The organism is Paenibacillus sp. D9, from assembly GCF_001188365.1.
GTDB lineage: Bacteria > Bacillota > Bacilli > Paenibacillales > Paenibacillaceae > Paenibacillus_O > Paenibacillus_O humicus.
Genome location: NZ_JZEJ01000001.1, coordinates 5,582,308 through 5,594,870, shown reverse-complemented (window position 1 = coordinate 5,594,870; position 12,563 = coordinate 5,582,308). Strand labels below are relative to the sequence as shown.

The window sequence follows — 12,563 nt, the reverse complement described above, 5'->3', positions numbered from 1 at the left end:
ATAAGATAAGTTGACTGTATCCCTTAACCTTGTTGTATCCCACAAAAACCCGAGCAAGGAGGGGTGGCATTTTGAAGTTCATCCACCATTAATCCTGTGTATTCTCATGTAATCAAATTAAGTCCTACAAAGCCTTATGTATCAAGGAACTGAGGCTTTCCGGAGCCCATCCGTTATCCTATGCAGTATCTTTAAATATCAGCTAATCCTACCTCGTATTGCATCAAAATCTGCATCAACCACCGATTTTGATGTAAAGCAAACAAAAAGAGCAGCGGCTTAGGGGCCACTGCTCTTTTTTCAGGATATTGTCTTTCCATTCCACCACCCAAGGAAGGCGCTCCTCGGAATCTTAAACGTTCGCCCGATCTTGACGACATGGAACTCGCCGGATTTAACGAGATCGTAGGCGGCCGTCTTGCTGATATCGAGAAAATCAATGATGTCCTGAACCACAAGTACCTCCGGGAGTTCGTTCGCCTTCTGTTCATTCATCGCTGTTCACCCTCCTATTCATATATATTCTCATCAGGAACTGTCCGATTACTTTTGATCCGATGGCGGCTCTTTTTCTACTGCGATGTCCAGAGCAAGAGCGAGTTGATAGAATGCTCTCCATCTGATTTTGGAATAAGTCATCTCACTGATCGGAGGGTTGAACTTGAACTTATACACCTGGTAGTCAAGGACGTAATCCTCGTTCATGTACCTCTCTTCAATCAGCAGCCGCTGCTTCGGGTGCAGTCTTTTGACCGTTCGCTCAACTCGCTCACAGAATGCTTTTCTTTGTGCCGGCAAGTCCACGTTATGGATCGCAATACTTGCGGTTTGATCAGTCGTCGTGCCGGTGTAGCTACGCGGTATATCCGAGTATCCGGCCGTTGTGCTGGCCTCTCTCTCTTCAAACGTGATGAACTTGAAGATACGGTATTTCTCCAAGGCAGCCTCGACGGCAGCCTGGGTCTTCTTTCGATCCAGCTCAGGCAGCTCGAATCCCAGCTGCTTCGGCTTCATTGGCTCACCTCCAGCAGAAGGGGCCGCGAAGCCCCCTCCCTATTTATCTAAGCAGCAGCCATGCCGCCAGCCAAAAACAGCAGCACAACAGGAGTGCGGCCAGCATGCCCCAGTTGAGCCTGCGCATCAGAATGGCTCCGGATCATCCACGTCATGCATCGGGTCGTCGGCTGCGGCAGCTACCTCGTCGATTGTCAGCTGGTTTTTGTCTTTCTGGAGCTCTGCCGTGCCGTCAGGACCGACTTTGTATTCAACTCCTTCACGCGGCTCCCGGAAGTCGTCAATGCTCATCTGAGAAGGGGCGACGCTGAGATAGACGTTTCGGCCGGCTACACGGTAGAGTGCTTGTGCCTTGTCCGGATCCCCATTTACTGCAAACTTCAGAACCGTCTTCTTGCTGTCGCGCTGCATGCTGACAAACTCGGCATTCATGTTCTGCACGACATCGTCGCCGCCGGCCTTCAAGCTGAAGACGACAATGCTGCCGGAGAGGTCAAACAGATCAGCTTCTGCTTGATTGTCCTCTTCCCCCTTAATCTCGAACTTCAGGACCTCTTTCTTGTCGTCCTTGGTCAGTGCCTTGAAGAGTACGTTCAGTTCGATTGCCATGTATGATTGCTCCTCTCGCGGGTTAGTCCCCGATATGATGGTCATCCGGCTCGGTGCCGGCTTGCTGCTCGATCTCTGCTAGACGGGCCTCTGCTGCAAGCGCCCGTTGCCGCCAGTAATTAAGGTCATGCTCACTCATTCCGTGCCAGCTACCTCCCCTTTTGCCCACCCGGCGAGGGAAGCTCTCGTGCAGTTCTCAGCCATCCAAGCACCTTTTGTTCCTCCTTTGTTCACCACTCGATATTGCAAGCAGTCTGTTTCCATTTGCGATGGGTAGCTCTTATATTCAGGGCCAGCTGCCAGCACCTCGCGCTCGATGTACCAGCGCCCTTCCTTGCCGTTGTGATATACCTTGCCGACCTCAATCTCCGTCTTCTTCATGTTCTGCCTCCCCTTTAAGCTGCTTGATCTCATATTCCAGTTTGATGCGCGCCTCTCGCTCACTGTGTGCCTCTGCACGCCATCTGGAGCAGTTGTGCAGGGCTGTGTCTCTCTCGGCCTTGGTTTCCGCTAGGAGGGCACGTAGGCCCTCTATTTGAATGTCGCGTGGGTCAGTCATGAGTACCTCCATATCAAGATCACCAAGGCGTAGAAGGGGAGTAAAAGCGTCATCGCATACAGCAGTCCTCCGTCCTAATGTCCATTGGGGGCCTCCTGATCGGACGGGATGAATATCAGTGTGCCGGCGCCGCAGGTGTACTCGAATGTCTCCACGATTTCCATATGTCGGATCAGGTGACCTATCACCTTGTCGGTGACGTCGGTCTTTTCCAGGACATCTCCGTTCTTTCCGAATCGAGCCACGTAGATCCGGCCGGTCATTTCGCTAATTGCTAGATCCAGTTTACTCATGAGCCATCTCCCTCCCTGAGCAGCTCGGGGTGCTGGTGGATGGAGCCGATGACCTCCACCTCGTTGATCGCTTCAAAAAGTTCATCCATTCCGATGCTATCTCGGTTGGTCACAACGTACCTAGCCTCGTCGTTTTCCCACACGACTTCGCCGATTCCGACTGTTTCTTCCCAATCCTCGCCGCATTCAGAAGAGGCGTTACAAGCATCAGGAAAGCGTATTTCAGCTCGCTCGTAAATCTCCAATCCATTCTTGTCCTTGAGTCCAATGTATTGGCCGACTGTTTCGGGATCGACCTTGTACCAAAACTCCGTATTAAAATACTCATCATTCCATACCACGATTTCACCGACGATGACATCCGTGCCGATCAGGCTGCCATACACCCACTCGCCGTTGTCGATCCGCCGTCCCCTGAACTTGTAATCCCTACCCATCGGTTCTATCTCCTTTCAGCTTGCGGAGGAGGTTGCGCGCTCGTTGGCCGCCGTCTTCTTGAACCTCGCTCGGCAAAAATCCGAATCCTTTAGGATGGCAATAGTAGACGCTGTCCATCTCCGTCTCATCCCCATACCACTCCAGCGCCTCGATGGCCTCTCCCAGCTGCTGCCGGAGCTGGTCGTTCTCGGCCTGTAGGCGGTCGCGCTCGTTGCAAGCTTCGGTAAAATGCAATCGTACGCTTTCTGGGTAGTTTTTCAGCCGCTCGATCTCTCCCTGCTGGCGCTGTACCTCGGCCTGTAGGCGGTCACGATCCTGTCCGAGTTCCCCAGCCAAATCTATCTGCTGGACAATAGCTGTTGCTGCATCTTTAAGTTTTAAATTCAGCCGTTGTACCTCGGCTAGGAGGGAGCGGAGCCAGGTCGGGGCGTTGGCGATGAGGTGAATGTTGGAAGCAGCAATTCGGGAGGGTGTGAACTTGCAAACCTGCGTCTTGTAACCCTCCATGTCCTCTTTGGCCGTGTGCACTTCTTTCTCCTTCGCCTCCCAAGGCCCCGGAGTCGCCGCATCTAGCGATTTTTGTATTTCATCCAATTGCTCCGCTGTCATGGTCTGCTGTCGCCTTCGTTGGTTGGCTCCGAAATCCAAACCAGTTTGCCGCCCTGATAGTCATTGGCGTATCCATCACCAAAGGCAAACGCCAGGATGCAAAACTCATCCTCATCCCCATAGCGCCCCAATACATCCGGGTCGTTAGCCGCCGAGACCACCCCTGCCGCAGCCAGTCGCTCGCGTACCTCCTGTGTGTTGGCGACCAAGATATAGGCATCGTCGCCGCCGTTGCTGTCGATCACTGGCAGGCTGTTAAGTACGTCCAGAATTACTTGTTTGCTCATTGAGAATCCCTCCTTGGATTGGGAAGCCGTGCCTCCGGAATGTTCAGTGACCATCTGCTCCGCCGTCATGGGCTGCTGTTCGTTACTCATGCCTGTTCCTCCTCGACGGCAGCTTGCAGGCTTGCCCACGGCTCCATGGAAAAATCTCGACCTTCCATTTCAGCAATCGAGAGGGCATCCAGTATGGCCATTTCAAGTAGGCGGACTTTTTCTTTAAGCTGCTGTTCGTTACTCATGGGCGGCCTCCTTGCTCCGGCGATCCAGTTCCCGCCGCGTGGCCCGCGCGTCGCGGAACCATTCCGGGCGTTCCATCGCCATGACCCACATGCGGTACAACACTTCAATTTGATCGACTTTGTTCATCTTTACATCCTCCTTATATTTCAAGCCTTAGCCTCCCTGTGTTGTGCTAAAATAACCGCTGCTGTCCGGCTGTTGCTGCTATCGGATTTATCCATAGAACCTCGGTCCGGGTCCGGCCGGCTTCGGCCTGTGCCTTACGTTCCTCCCGGTGCCAATCCCGCAGCCGGTCATTGTACATGGGATGATCGTACCCGGAGATCAGCACTGGACCGGGGTGCGCCAGCAGCGTGTCAAGCAACTCCTCGTGGTCGGCGTCCTTCATCTCGTTCTTGTACATGCGGTTGTTCCGAGTCGAGAGGATATATGGCGGATCAGCGTAGATCAGCACCTTGAGCCGCCGATACCTTTCAATCAGTTTGACTGCAGGCTGGCATTCAATCTGCACACCGCGCAACCGGTCCGTCACCGTTAGGATTTTTTCCGGAAGCAGCTGCCAGTCTTGCGCCGCATGAGGCGCGTTCAGCTCGATAATGTGCCTCCATCCCGGTCGTGCGCTCGTCATTCCCCCGCGAGCCATCCAGCATCGAACCAGAAATCGTCTTGCCCGCTCAAGCGGGCTTCCATCCAACTCATAGACGCGGTCGTATTCGGCTCGGGCATACGGCGTCCAATGAATCTCTCTGGCCAGCGCTTCTGGATCGTCGCGGATGACCTGGAATAGGTTCGATACCTCGCCGTCCAGGTCGTTCACTGTCTCCAGCTTCGCTCGATCCTTGCTGAACAGCACCGCGCCGGAGCCGAAGAACGGCTCCAGGTAGGTCGTATGCTCCGGCATATGGCTGATGATCCAGTCCGCCATGCTCCACTTGCTGCCGGGGTAGTGCAATATGCGGGGAACGCTCATGGCTTACCTCCTCCCTGTGTTGTGCCCACTGGGAGCTAGAATCCCATGGCCATCTGAACCAGTTCACGCGGGATGAATTCAATCCACTGATCCCCGTATTCTTTCAGCCATGCTTCGATTGTCTTTCTTCGATTCCATTCATCTCGGGGAATCCAGCTTGTGTTGTCGCCATACCGAGCCTGCTCGTAGGGAGCGAACCATTCCGGGTTCAGCATCCCGAGTAGGTGAATCTGCGATGCCGGCCGGTGGTCATAGAACAATTCGTCCAAGTACCTCCGCCTGGCGTCCTTCGACATTCTCACGAGTCCACCAACAGCCACCAGCGGCTCTGTACGAAGAAGGTAGTGCATATTCCCCTGCATCACAGGAATTGGGGCATATCCGCGCCGGCGCATGTCCTGGAGATACCAGGCCGTAGCCTCTGCGTCCCCGATTTCGTCGTACTGCAGATAATCGTCGGAGGAGCGCACATACCGGTCGATGTAGCTGCGATACCTGGGGTAGCTGATGGCATCTTCCGAAAACGTCCCCGGGTCCCAGCGAACCTTCCTGCCTTTCAGCCTGCCGTCGAGCCAGCTCGGATATTTTCTGAGCAAGGTTGCGGAAAGCAGCCAGAACGGAACGCCGTCAGCGTGCTCAGCAAGGTGCTTCCGATTGACACCTGCGACGTAGATGATCCGCTGCACTCCCTATCCCTCCTTATGAAACTGATTCAGCTGGACGCTCCTCGAATTAGTTTGTTTGGTCCGTCAGCTCTCCCGATGCACTTGAGGCAGACATCCTTCTCATTCCAGCGCCGGAGTTGTTTACCAACCCGGCCGCAGCACTCGCAGCGGGTAAGGGTGATGATCTGGGTCATGGCTGCCGTCCTTTCAAATAATCTCCCAAGTACCAGTGAGCTTTCTCCAGGTCCTGGTCGCCGGCTTTATGGTTGGAGCGCCAGCAGTATTTAATGGCATTGCCCTTGATATAGCCCCGGAACTCTTCCTCCGTAAGGGCAGCGCGGATAGCGTCGATGCACTCAATGCCTCCGGCGTTGTAATGGCTGGGATGGTTCACTGGGCCGCCGCGGCCTTCTTCTGTGGTCATGAGATCACCATCCCGAATCAATTTGGCTTTGAGACTTCTCTGCTTTCAGCTTCTTTCGCTTCCTTGCTGCCGTAATTCCATAGTTTCTGAGCTTGTGGCAAATTGCAGTATCATTGACGCCGTACTTTTTGGCGATTGCCACATTGCTCATACCTGCTTCCACATCCGCTGTGAGCATTTCTGCGGTGATTACAGGCATTTTGTCAGGAGATCGGCGGGTTCGCTCTGATGACGGCGGTTCTTTGAATACCCGCGGTTCAACAGGAGCATAAGGGATGCCTCGATCGGCTGCGGTCGGGATCATGTCGTACTTTCCTTCCCTGGCCAACTGACGCTCGTACTCATTAATGGTGTACTTGGCAATTCCACTTGAGCCCCATGATGGACGGCGATCTTGCTGCGGCAGTGGACGCCGCATATTTGCTCCTGGCATGAAGTCGCTCATCCGGACCTCCTCCTTCTCACCTTGATCTGCTGCTGCGGCCAGTAGATTCGGTCCCGTCTCCGCAGTTCAGCCCTCGCCAGGCCTTTGTAGATAGGGTGCGCCTCTTCGTCTCGGAAGGCGATATCGTAGAGTTGGCCGAGCGATGCATCTCTAAAATTTGGATATTTCATGGCTCTCCCTCCTCAAAATGAGAACACTCGTTTGGTCAAATGGTCGTAAGAGGCCCCTGCCGAGCGGGATGCGCGGCATTTATCTGGTTTTTTTCTTTTTTTCAACCGGGGGATTTTTCATTGCTTGGAGCACTTCGAGTTGGTAGGAGTAGTAGTCCCCGTCGTGGATATCTGCTGCGCCGCTGAGCCCTCTTGCAATTTGGGCAAGCACGTAAGCGTCTCGGACGTTATCGCTAGGGTGTTCGAAATTCCAGAGCCTCAGGATGGGGATAGTCATGTTATCCTTGGTCGTGTTGCCTTTGCCTGTGGCGAACTTCTTCACTTGGCTCGGTGTCGGCTCCCAGAAGCTAAGTCCGGCACTTAGAAGTTCATACCGTATAGCGTAGCCTACCCCGTATTGCGTGCTGACACCTTGACCTTGAGACCCGTAGGAAAATCCCTCGATAGAGACGACACTCCCTGGTGGTACAAAACTCACGATCTCGCGCCCGTATTCCTTCATCTCCTTGGCCGTGGACTTGATGCCCCGTTCCAACTGGATTTCTTTTCGGAAGATGTCCCGACCGTCTTTGTCCAAGACCACAATCCCTGTTTTCGTCGATGGGTCAATGCCTACCGCATGGGTGTAAATCATTTCCGTTTCCGCCTCCTTCGTATCTCCAGTTCGTCCCAAGGGAACTCGGGACAGAGAAACACATATCCGATCACACGGCCGCGGCTGTTGAAGATGACTTGGCCGGGCTTGGCTTGCATGATGGGGTCAACTCTTGGCATCTGCATCCCTCCATCGATATCGTTGGACCTGATCGGCCACAAAATCATAGGTCCGCATCAGCTTGTCTCGCTCCGGACCATCAAAAAGGGGATCGTCGAGCTTTTTTGCCTTCTCACGGAGCCATGCCAGCGACTTTTCGTATTGCTCTTCGTTCTCAATTCGCTTTCCGCTCACGAGCCTCAGCCGCCTTCCTGCGGTCTTCGTCGGTGATGTCGAGGAAACGGCCGGTCTGCTTGTTAAAAGCCATCTCGATGGATCCTACGCCCACGTCGCGTCCTTTGGCGACGATGACCTCGACAATGTTTTTCTTGTCGCTGTCCGAGTTGTAGTAATCGTCCCGGTACAGGAAGATGATGTTGTCGGCGTCGCTCTCAATGGATCCGGATTCCCGGAGGTCGCTCATCATCGGCCGTTTGTCCTGGCGCTTTTCGCAGTCCCGGCCGACAGCGGAGATCGCCACGACAGGGACGTTGAACCGTCGGCCCAGCTGCTTGAGCCCTTTAGACACGTAGGCAATCCGCTCATGGTCGCTCTTGAAGCGTTGCTCCGTCTGGACCAGCTGCAGGAAGTCGATGTAGATTACGAGGTTCGGATTCTTTTTGACCAATCTCTTGACCTCGCGAGAGATGTGCTGGAACGTCATGCCGGCCGTGTCGTCGATGAAGATCGGCAGCCGATCGAGCTCGTCCATTGCAAAGCTCCAACGCTCCCAGTCCGCATCTGTGAAGGCGCCACTTTTCATCTTCTTGCCGTCGATATTCCCAAGGACCGAGAGAAAGCGCTCGGCTATCCGTTTGGCCGGCATTTCGAGTGAGAATAATGCCGTATGGTGCCCTCCCTTGGCCGCGGCGATCATGTCGTTGACGACATATGCCGTCTTGCCCATTGATGGCCGCGCGGCGATGATTTCCAGGTCGCTCGGCTGATGACCGCCAGTAAGTCGGTCAAGGTCCGCACTAGCCGTGCGAGCCCCTGTTATGCCCCTCTGCTGGCTCCTGCGCTGTAGTTCCTTGTGATGGTCGCCCAAGGCAGCGCTCATTCGCTGGACGCCACTCTCGCTCGGGCCGGCCTTGATCTCAGCGATCTCCTCGAGTGCTGCCTGCGCCCGGCTGACGTACTCGGCTGCCGTGGCAGCGTCTTGAGATCCAGCATCAGCTATAAGCCGTAGCGTATCCTCTGTCCGGCGCCGAATGTAGCCGTCCCTGATAATCGCCTGATAGTGAGCGATGTTCTCGGGTCCGGCGACCGAACCCCTGACCTGCATGATATAAGAGACATTGCCGATCTTTTCGAGGTCTTTCCCCGATCGTGCAGCCATCAAGACAATGTCGAGCGTCCCGTCCTGCTCATACATCACTCTGAAATACTGGAGCATAAGGCGATGCCGGTCGTCGACGAATTCCTCCGGCTGCAGGTAGATATCATCCATCAGTTCGGGCTCGTGCAGGACCGATCCCAATACCGCGGTCTCGGCTCGGAACAGATGCTCAGTCACCAGCCTCACCTGCTCTCAGCATCTTGGGCACTAGTCTCTCCGGCAACGGCACGGCTTGCTGGTGCCAAACCTCGACTTCCTGAAGACGCTCCTCAGTCTCGAGTCGAAGCCGGCCATAGTCTGTAAACTGGGAAGGGTCGCGCCGTATGATGTCCGCGGCAGTCGGTGGGTAAGGGCTCTGCTGCATGAACGTCTTCAGGTTCAGCTTGGCAGTCCCGAAAGGCGTGTCTTCCATCAGCGAGTGCCAAACCGCTGCCTTCTCCTCGCTAATCTCGAAATGCTGGTAGTTGGTCCGGATGATAGCCATGAGCTGAAGCACTTCCGTCTTCTTCACGCTGCGCCTCCTCGTACATCATATGCAGGCGTTCTTTCTCAACGTCGAACTTGGATAGCCGGGCGGCCGGCGCCGCAGGTTTATTCAAGAGCCCTTCTGGATCCACTCTGTCGTAATCCAAAAAGCGCTTCTGGTTTAAATAGGTTGAAGGATGAGGAATATAGCCCGTGTTGGTTTTAAGCAGTTTGCAAGTCTCGGCGAAATTCTTCGTATGAAGGATGATTTTGATTGGATCAAAGCCGGGTTCTTTCTGCAGCTTCTTCCATGCTTTCAAAGCAGCTGCTTTAGATATCCGTCTGGGGTAGGTTTCATAGAACAAAGTAAAGGGGTCTACATTTTCTTTAAATACTTTCTTTAAAAGACTTTCTTTCTCTGGGGGTACAATCGTACCCCTCAAAGTAGCTACTTGAGGGTCACAATCGTACCCCTCAGGAGGGTCACAATCGTGTACCTCAACGTTTCCTTCCAGAGGGTCACAATCGTACCCCTCAAAAGAGAGCTGAGTCGGCTGTTCTGGCTCCATGTTTTCACCACATTTCGGAATATTCCAGGCATCGTAATCCTTATTGAAGGCGAGCCGTCTTGACGTTTTTTTAGTCGCTTCCTTGGTCACAAGCAGCACTTTGGCTGCGATCAATGTCGTCACTTCTTTCTTTACTGCACTCTCCGACAAGCCAGTTTGACCGTGTAGGAAGGTAAGCGAGAAATCATGGTCCTTCCGGGTCCAGCCGTATGTGTTTCTCCAGATCACCAGAATGATTCTGAGCTGGGAACCATTGAATTTAAAGAATGGAACCTGATCCATCAGCTCGTTGGCAACCTTTGTGAACTCGTCGGGCTGCGGGTTTGCCATTCCACCTCACCCAATTCAAGATTTAATTAGCTGCCGCATCGCTCTAGCTGTATCGGTCGCGCTCGATGCGCTGTGATTCAAGAGGTGCGTAACCCTCTCAATCATCAGCCGGTCCTTGGCCTCTGCAATTTCCTCATCCTGCGCCTCAATATGAGACAGCAGCATCTCGACTGCATGCCGGTTAAATTGCTGCTCGCCCATCTCCAGGCTCGCTTTGAAGCCGTGTAATGCCCAGGCGCTTAGCCTCCGTCCTTTCAAAGCCCTTCACCTCCATATAGTCGTTTGCGGAATGCTTCTGCCCATTCCCGGCCTTCCCTCGTATAATCCACCCACCAATGGCAGGTACCCGAGTTGACTGACGGACCGCAGAGCATCGCAACATCACGTTCGGTGGTCTCGTCAAGCTTCCAGCGCCGTACCAGGTGAGCGCATTGCAGCATCCAGGCATCGCGCCGGCCGCATCGCTCGCAGCGTCCATCGGCCCTCTCGGTGGCCTTGGCGTAGACGGCAGGGCTTATCTGCCCACGCTGCTTGGCGGTTTTCTTGGTGCGATTGTTTTTTAATTGCTGGGTCTTGGAATAAGGAGTGAAATCTCTCATAGGGTCAAATCAGCGTAATAGGTGATTTTGGTGAGTTGTTTTGTTTCGCGGCAGTAACGACATTTCTCACAACGGTTCGGCGCTTCAGAGCCTGACTTGACTGATAAAATGCGGGGCATATTCTCACGGATTTGATCCAATTCGCGTTCTATATCATAGGCCTTGAGCCCAACTACAGCTTTATCCGGGGGATCTTCCTTCGACACCGCGACAATGATGGGTTCTATCCAGCCGTCACGGCCAGCATCTAAACGTTCGATTTCTGCATATAGCGACATTTGAGTCAGGTATCCTTTGGACTCGACAAAACTCACATAACCTAGCTTTTTGTCCCAAGTTTCTTTGGTGATGCTGTCTGTTGTTTTGATATCGGAGAAACGGTTATTATCGCGATTCAAGCAGTCTATTTTGATTTTCCAATCAGCTCCGGCAAAGTTGGCCGTAAGGATGACTTCCTTTTCGCCTTGGAGCATGAACATGCACATGGGGTCCGATTCGATTGCACGGATCAAATTATTTGCTTTTTTAAACTCTGTCTTCAATTCACCTTTAGTTGGCCCGCGAGAAGAAATCAATTCAGGATTGTTTGCCTTAAATTCCTCGAACGCTTCCGGCCCTTCGAAATAGGCGTGGACGTATGATCCAATAAGAAGGGCATCTGTCTGCGGCTCCTTCCATCCGTCCATCATCGCCATCGCTCGTGCCTCACATGCCAGGAAATCCTTGTATTGGCTGTTGCTCATATAGTGCTTTCCAGCTTCGGGGGTATGGTAATTATCCTTGTTTAGAATCACCGGTATCACCAGCCTTGCTGCCGGCTGCTTGAGCCTGTTTGAATTGCTTTTCCGATTCAGATTGGAAGTCAGATGAGGTTTTGAAGTCGAAGTAATCTTCACGTTTGGCCATTCCGTCTTTCAAGGCTCTCCACACATTCCCAAGACGGAGATAGTCATTCTCGGTAAAGGAATCCGAATTGCACCCCATATACTTTTCGATCATGTCCTGCTTCACACCATACTTCTCGTCGAACTGCTGCAGAGCCTTGCGGATACGATCAGACAATGGCTCTGTATGACCGGCTTTCAGCGTCTCTCGACATTGGCTCACAGCTGCTTCGACGATATCCCCGGGGATTACAGCAAGGATGCAGGCCCGTTTACGTCGAGCCCCTTGATTTGCCACCATTTCATAAATATCTCGTGGGTCATCCAGGTGGACTGTCTTCCCCTTTGCTTTCCGTTCATGGCGAACTGTAAAGGTCATTTGAGTCCTGATATTCGTTTCCAAATCCCAGGCGAAGGACATGACCTGTGAGGCTCCGTTCTTCTGCTCTACCTCAATCAATCCAACCTCCATGTTGCCCCAGTTCTGAGCCAGTACCTCGGCAAGCCGGATCGATGGCCCGGACACTTTACCGCCGCCCTTCGGGAATTCATACTCTGCTTCCTCAGCAACCTTCTTGCGCTTGCAGGCGTTCATGATGCGATTGAAGGCTGCCTGCTGGTCCCTCGGGAATTGCTTCGCCATGAAGATGGCAGCCTTAACCTCTTCGCTCTGACGGGTCGTGAGCGCCTCGACGGTTGCTGATTTTACTTGCTCAACAGCCGGAAGGAAATCGTTATAGGAAGTCGGCTCATTGGACTCAAAACTCATTCAGATCACTCCTCTATTAAGTTGAAACATTCCCAGCACGTAGGGACGCTATAACGGGCTCCTGTGACGTTGTCCGTCACCTCTTGGAAGAAGAAGTCTGCGTTGCAACATGGAGTCTTAGGGCGGTCGGCAGC

23 protein-coding genes are annotated in these 12,563 nt (G+C 53.5%); all 23 read right to left on the bottom strand.

The window, feature by feature from the left end; translation table 11 throughout:
• Positions 1–300: 300 nt before the first annotated feature.
• The gene (locus VE23_RS25070; RefSeq protein ID WP_049869580.1) at positions 301–495 is read right to left on the bottom strand and encodes a helix-turn-helix domain-containing protein; all 195 of its coding nucleotides are present in this window, start codon (positions 493–495) and stop codon (positions 301–303) included.
• A gap of 48 nt (positions 496–543) precedes the next feature.
• Positions 544–1,014, bottom strand: coding sequence for an ArpU family phage packaging/lysis transcriptional regulator (locus tag VE23_RS25065; RefSeq protein WP_049869579.1), 471 nt, complete (start codon positions 1,012–1,014; stop codon positions 544–546).
• Positions 1,015–1,140: 126 nt separating this feature from the next.
• Positions 1,141–1,623, bottom strand: coding sequence for a hypothetical protein (locus VE23_RS25060; RefSeq protein ID WP_049869578.1), 483 nt, complete (start codon positions 1,621–1,623; stop codon positions 1,141–1,143).
• A 135-nt stretch (positions 1,624–1,758) separates the two neighbouring features.
• A complete protein-coding gene (locus VE23_RS25055; RefSeq protein WP_049869577.1) occupies positions 1,759–2,004 on the bottom strand; it encodes a hypothetical protein in 246 nt (81 codons plus the stop codon).
• 252 nt (positions 2,005–2,256) lie between these two features.
• Positions 2,257–2,475, bottom strand: coding sequence for a DUF7446 family protein (locus tag VE23_RS25045; protein WP_049869575.1), 219 nt, complete (start codon positions 2,473–2,475; stop codon positions 2,257–2,259).
• The gene (locus tag VE23_RS25040) at positions 2,472–2,912 is read right to left on the bottom strand and encodes a YopX family protein (RefSeq protein WP_049869574.1); all 441 of its coding nucleotides are present in this window, start codon (positions 2,910–2,912) and stop codon (positions 2,472–2,474) included. The genes VE23_RS25045 and VE23_RS25040 overlap by 4 nt, the downstream gene beginning before the upstream one ends.
• Positions 2,905–3,522 carry a hypothetical protein gene (locus tag VE23_RS25035; RefSeq protein WP_049869573.1) on the bottom strand — a complete coding sequence of 206 codons (618 nt, stop codon included), beginning with the start codon at positions 3,520–3,522 and terminating at the stop codon, positions 2,905–2,907. Before VE23_RS25035 ends, VE23_RS25040 begins: the two co-directional genes overlap by 8 nt.
• Positions 3,519–3,899 (bottom strand): hypothetical protein, encoded by a 381-nt coding sequence (locus VE23_RS25030; protein ID WP_049869572.1) that lies wholly within the window; start codon positions 3,897–3,899, stop codon positions 3,519–3,521. Before VE23_RS25030 ends, VE23_RS25035 begins: the two co-directional genes overlap by 4 nt.
• On the bottom strand, positions 3,896–4,045 hold the full coding sequence (locus VE23_RS26830; protein ID WP_157054056.1) for a hypothetical protein: 150 nt from the start codon (positions 4,043–4,045) through the stop codon (positions 3,896–3,898). Before VE23_RS26830 ends, VE23_RS25030 begins: the two co-directional genes overlap by 4 nt.
• Positions 4,038–4,172: a hypothetical protein gene (locus tag VE23_RS27695; RefSeq protein ID WP_269746006.1), complete on the bottom strand. Its 135-nt coding sequence runs from the start codon at positions 4,170–4,172 to the stop codon at positions 4,038–4,040. Before VE23_RS27695 ends, VE23_RS26830 begins: the two co-directional genes overlap by 8 nt.
• Before the next feature lie 46 nt (positions 4,173–4,218).
• Positions 4,219–5,016 (bottom strand): DNA adenine methylase, encoded by a 798-nt coding sequence (locus tag VE23_RS25025; RefSeq protein WP_049869571.1) that lies wholly within the window; start codon positions 5,014–5,016, stop codon positions 4,219–4,221.
• Between the two features lie 35 nt (positions 5,017–5,051).
• On the bottom strand, positions 5,052–5,702 hold the full coding sequence (locus VE23_RS25020) for a hypothetical protein (RefSeq protein WP_049869570.1): 651 nt from the start codon (positions 5,700–5,702) through the stop codon (positions 5,052–5,054).
• A 169-nt stretch (positions 5,703–5,871) separates the two neighbouring features.
• Positions 5,872–6,105, bottom strand: coding sequence for a DUF3310 domain-containing protein (locus tag VE23_RS25015; protein WP_049869569.1), 234 nt, complete (start codon positions 6,103–6,105; stop codon positions 5,872–5,874).
• A 4-nt stretch (positions 6,106–6,109) separates the two neighbouring features.
• Complete coding sequence (locus tag VE23_RS25010) at positions 6,110–6,550, bottom strand: hypothetical protein (protein ID WP_049869568.1); 441 nt, start codon at positions 6,548–6,550, stop codon at positions 6,110–6,112.
• Positions 6,547–6,720, bottom strand: a complete 174-nt coding sequence (locus VE23_RS26825; protein ID WP_157054055.1) for a hypothetical protein — start codon at positions 6,718–6,720, stop codon at positions 6,547–6,549. Before VE23_RS26825 ends, VE23_RS25010 begins: the two co-directional genes overlap by 4 nt.
• A 79-nt stretch (positions 6,721–6,799) precedes the next feature.
• Positions 6,800–7,354, bottom strand: coding sequence for a hypothetical protein (locus tag VE23_RS25005; RefSeq protein WP_049869567.1), 555 nt, complete (start codon positions 7,352–7,354; stop codon positions 6,800–6,802).
• 126 nt (positions 7,355–7,480) lie between these two features.
• Positions 7,481–7,669 carry a hypothetical protein gene (locus VE23_RS25000; RefSeq protein ID WP_049869566.1) on the bottom strand — a complete coding sequence of 63 codons (189 nt, stop codon included), beginning with the start codon at positions 7,667–7,669 and terminating at the stop codon, positions 7,481–7,483.
• Positions 7,650–8,990, bottom strand: coding sequence for a replicative DNA helicase (locus tag VE23_RS24995; RefSeq protein WP_049869565.1), 1,341 nt, complete (start codon positions 8,988–8,990; stop codon positions 7,650–7,652). Before VE23_RS24995 ends, VE23_RS25000 begins: the two co-directional genes overlap by 20 nt.
• Positions 8,983–9,324: a replicative helicase loader/inhibitor gene (locus VE23_RS24990; RefSeq protein ID WP_157054054.1), complete on the bottom strand. Its 342-nt coding sequence runs from the start codon at positions 9,322–9,324 to the stop codon at positions 8,983–8,985. Before VE23_RS24990 ends, VE23_RS24995 begins: the two co-directional genes overlap by 8 nt.
• Positions 9,257–10,177 (bottom strand): replication protein, encoded by a 921-nt coding sequence (locus VE23_RS24985; protein ID WP_049869563.1) that lies wholly within the window; start codon positions 10,175–10,177, stop codon positions 9,257–9,259. The genes VE23_RS24990 and VE23_RS24985 overlap by 68 nt, the downstream gene beginning before the upstream one ends.
• Before the next feature lie 15 nt (positions 10,178–10,192).
• Positions 10,193–10,435: a hypothetical protein gene (locus tag VE23_RS24980; protein WP_049869562.1), complete on the bottom strand. Its 243-nt coding sequence runs from the start codon at positions 10,433–10,435 to the stop codon at positions 10,193–10,195.
• A 337-nt stretch (positions 10,436–10,772) separates the two neighbouring features.
• The gene (locus tag VE23_RS24975; protein ID WP_069202532.1) at positions 10,773–11,519 is read right to left on the bottom strand and encodes a PD-(D/E)XK nuclease-like domain-containing protein; all 747 of its coding nucleotides are present in this window, start codon (positions 11,517–11,519) and stop codon (positions 10,773–10,775) included.
• A gap of 31 nt (positions 11,520–11,550) precedes the next feature.
• Complete coding sequence (locus VE23_RS24970) at positions 11,551–12,429, bottom strand: hypothetical protein (protein WP_049869561.1); 879 nt, start codon at positions 12,427–12,429, stop codon at positions 11,551–11,553.
• Positions 12,430–12,563 lie beyond the last annotated feature (134 nt).

Excerpts from the sequence above, each read along its gene's own strand:
- VE23_RS25045 (WP_049869575.1), bottom strand. The coding sequence starts at position 2,475 with ATGAGTAAACTGGATCTAGCAATTAGCGAAATGACCGGCCGGATCTAC.
- VE23_RS24985 (WP_049869563.1), bottom strand. The coding sequence starts at position 10,177 with ATGGCAAACCCGCAGCCCGACGAGTTCACAAAGGTTGCCAACGAGCTG.
- VE23_RS25040 (WP_049869574.1), bottom strand. The coding sequence starts at position 2,912 with ATGGGTAGGGATTACAAGTTCAGGGGACGGCGGATCGACAACGGCGAG.
- VE23_RS26830 (WP_157054056.1), bottom strand. The coding sequence starts at position 4,045 with ATGAGTAACGAACAGCAGCTTAAAGAAAAAGTCCGCCTACTTGAAATG.
- VE23_RS25035 (WP_049869573.1), bottom strand. The coding sequence starts at position 3,522 with ATGACAGCGGAGCAATTGGATGAAATACAAAAATCGCTAGATGCGGCG.
- VE23_RS27695 (WP_269746006.1), bottom strand. The coding sequence starts at position 4,172 with ATGAACAAAGTCGATCAAATTGAAGTGTTGTACCGCATGTGGGTCATG.
- VE23_RS25030 (WP_049869572.1), bottom strand. The coding sequence starts at position 3,899 with ATGAGTAACGAACAGCAGCCCATGACGGCGGAGCAGATGGTCACTGAA.
- VE23_RS25055 (WP_049869577.1), bottom strand. The coding sequence starts at position 2,004 with ATGAAGAAGACGGAGATTGAGGTCGGCAAGGTATATCACAACGGCAAG.
- VE23_RS26825 (WP_157054055.1), bottom strand. The coding sequence starts at position 6,720 with ATGAAATATCCAAATTTTAGAGATGCATCGCTCGGCCAACTCTACGAT.
- VE23_RS25025 (WP_049869571.1), bottom strand. The coding sequence starts at position 5,016 with ATGAGCGTTCCCCGCATATTGCACTACCCCGGCAGCAAGTGGAGCATG.
- VE23_RS25005 (WP_049869567.1), bottom strand. The coding sequence starts at position 7,354 with ATGATTTACACCCATGCGGTAGGCATTGACCCATCGACGAAAACAGGG.
- VE23_RS25010 (WP_049869568.1), bottom strand. The coding sequence starts at position 6,550 with ATGAGCGACTTCATGCCAGGAGCAAATATGCGGCGTCCACTGCCGCAG.
- VE23_RS24975 (WP_069202532.1), bottom strand. The coding sequence starts at position 11,519 with ATGAGCAACAGCCAATACAAGGATTTCCTGGCATGTGAGGCACGAGCG.
- VE23_RS25065 (WP_049869579.1), bottom strand. The coding sequence starts at position 1,014 with ATGAAGCCGAAGCAGCTGGGATTCGAGCTGCCTGAGCTGGATCGAAAG.
- VE23_RS24970 (WP_049869561.1), bottom strand. The coding sequence starts at position 12,429 with ATGAGTTTTGAGTCCAATGAGCCGACTTCCTATAACGATTTCCTTCCG.
- VE23_RS25015 (WP_049869569.1), bottom strand. The coding sequence starts at position 6,105 with ATGACCACAGAAGAAGGCCGCGGCGGCCCAGTGAACCATCCCAGCCAT.
- VE23_RS25060 (WP_049869578.1), bottom strand. The coding sequence starts at position 1,623 with ATGGCAATCGAACTGAACGTACTCTTCAAGGCACTGACCAAGGACGAC.
- VE23_RS25070 (WP_049869580.1), bottom strand. The coding sequence starts at position 495 with ATGAATGAACAGAAGGCGAACGAACTCCCGGAGGTACTTGTGGTTCAG.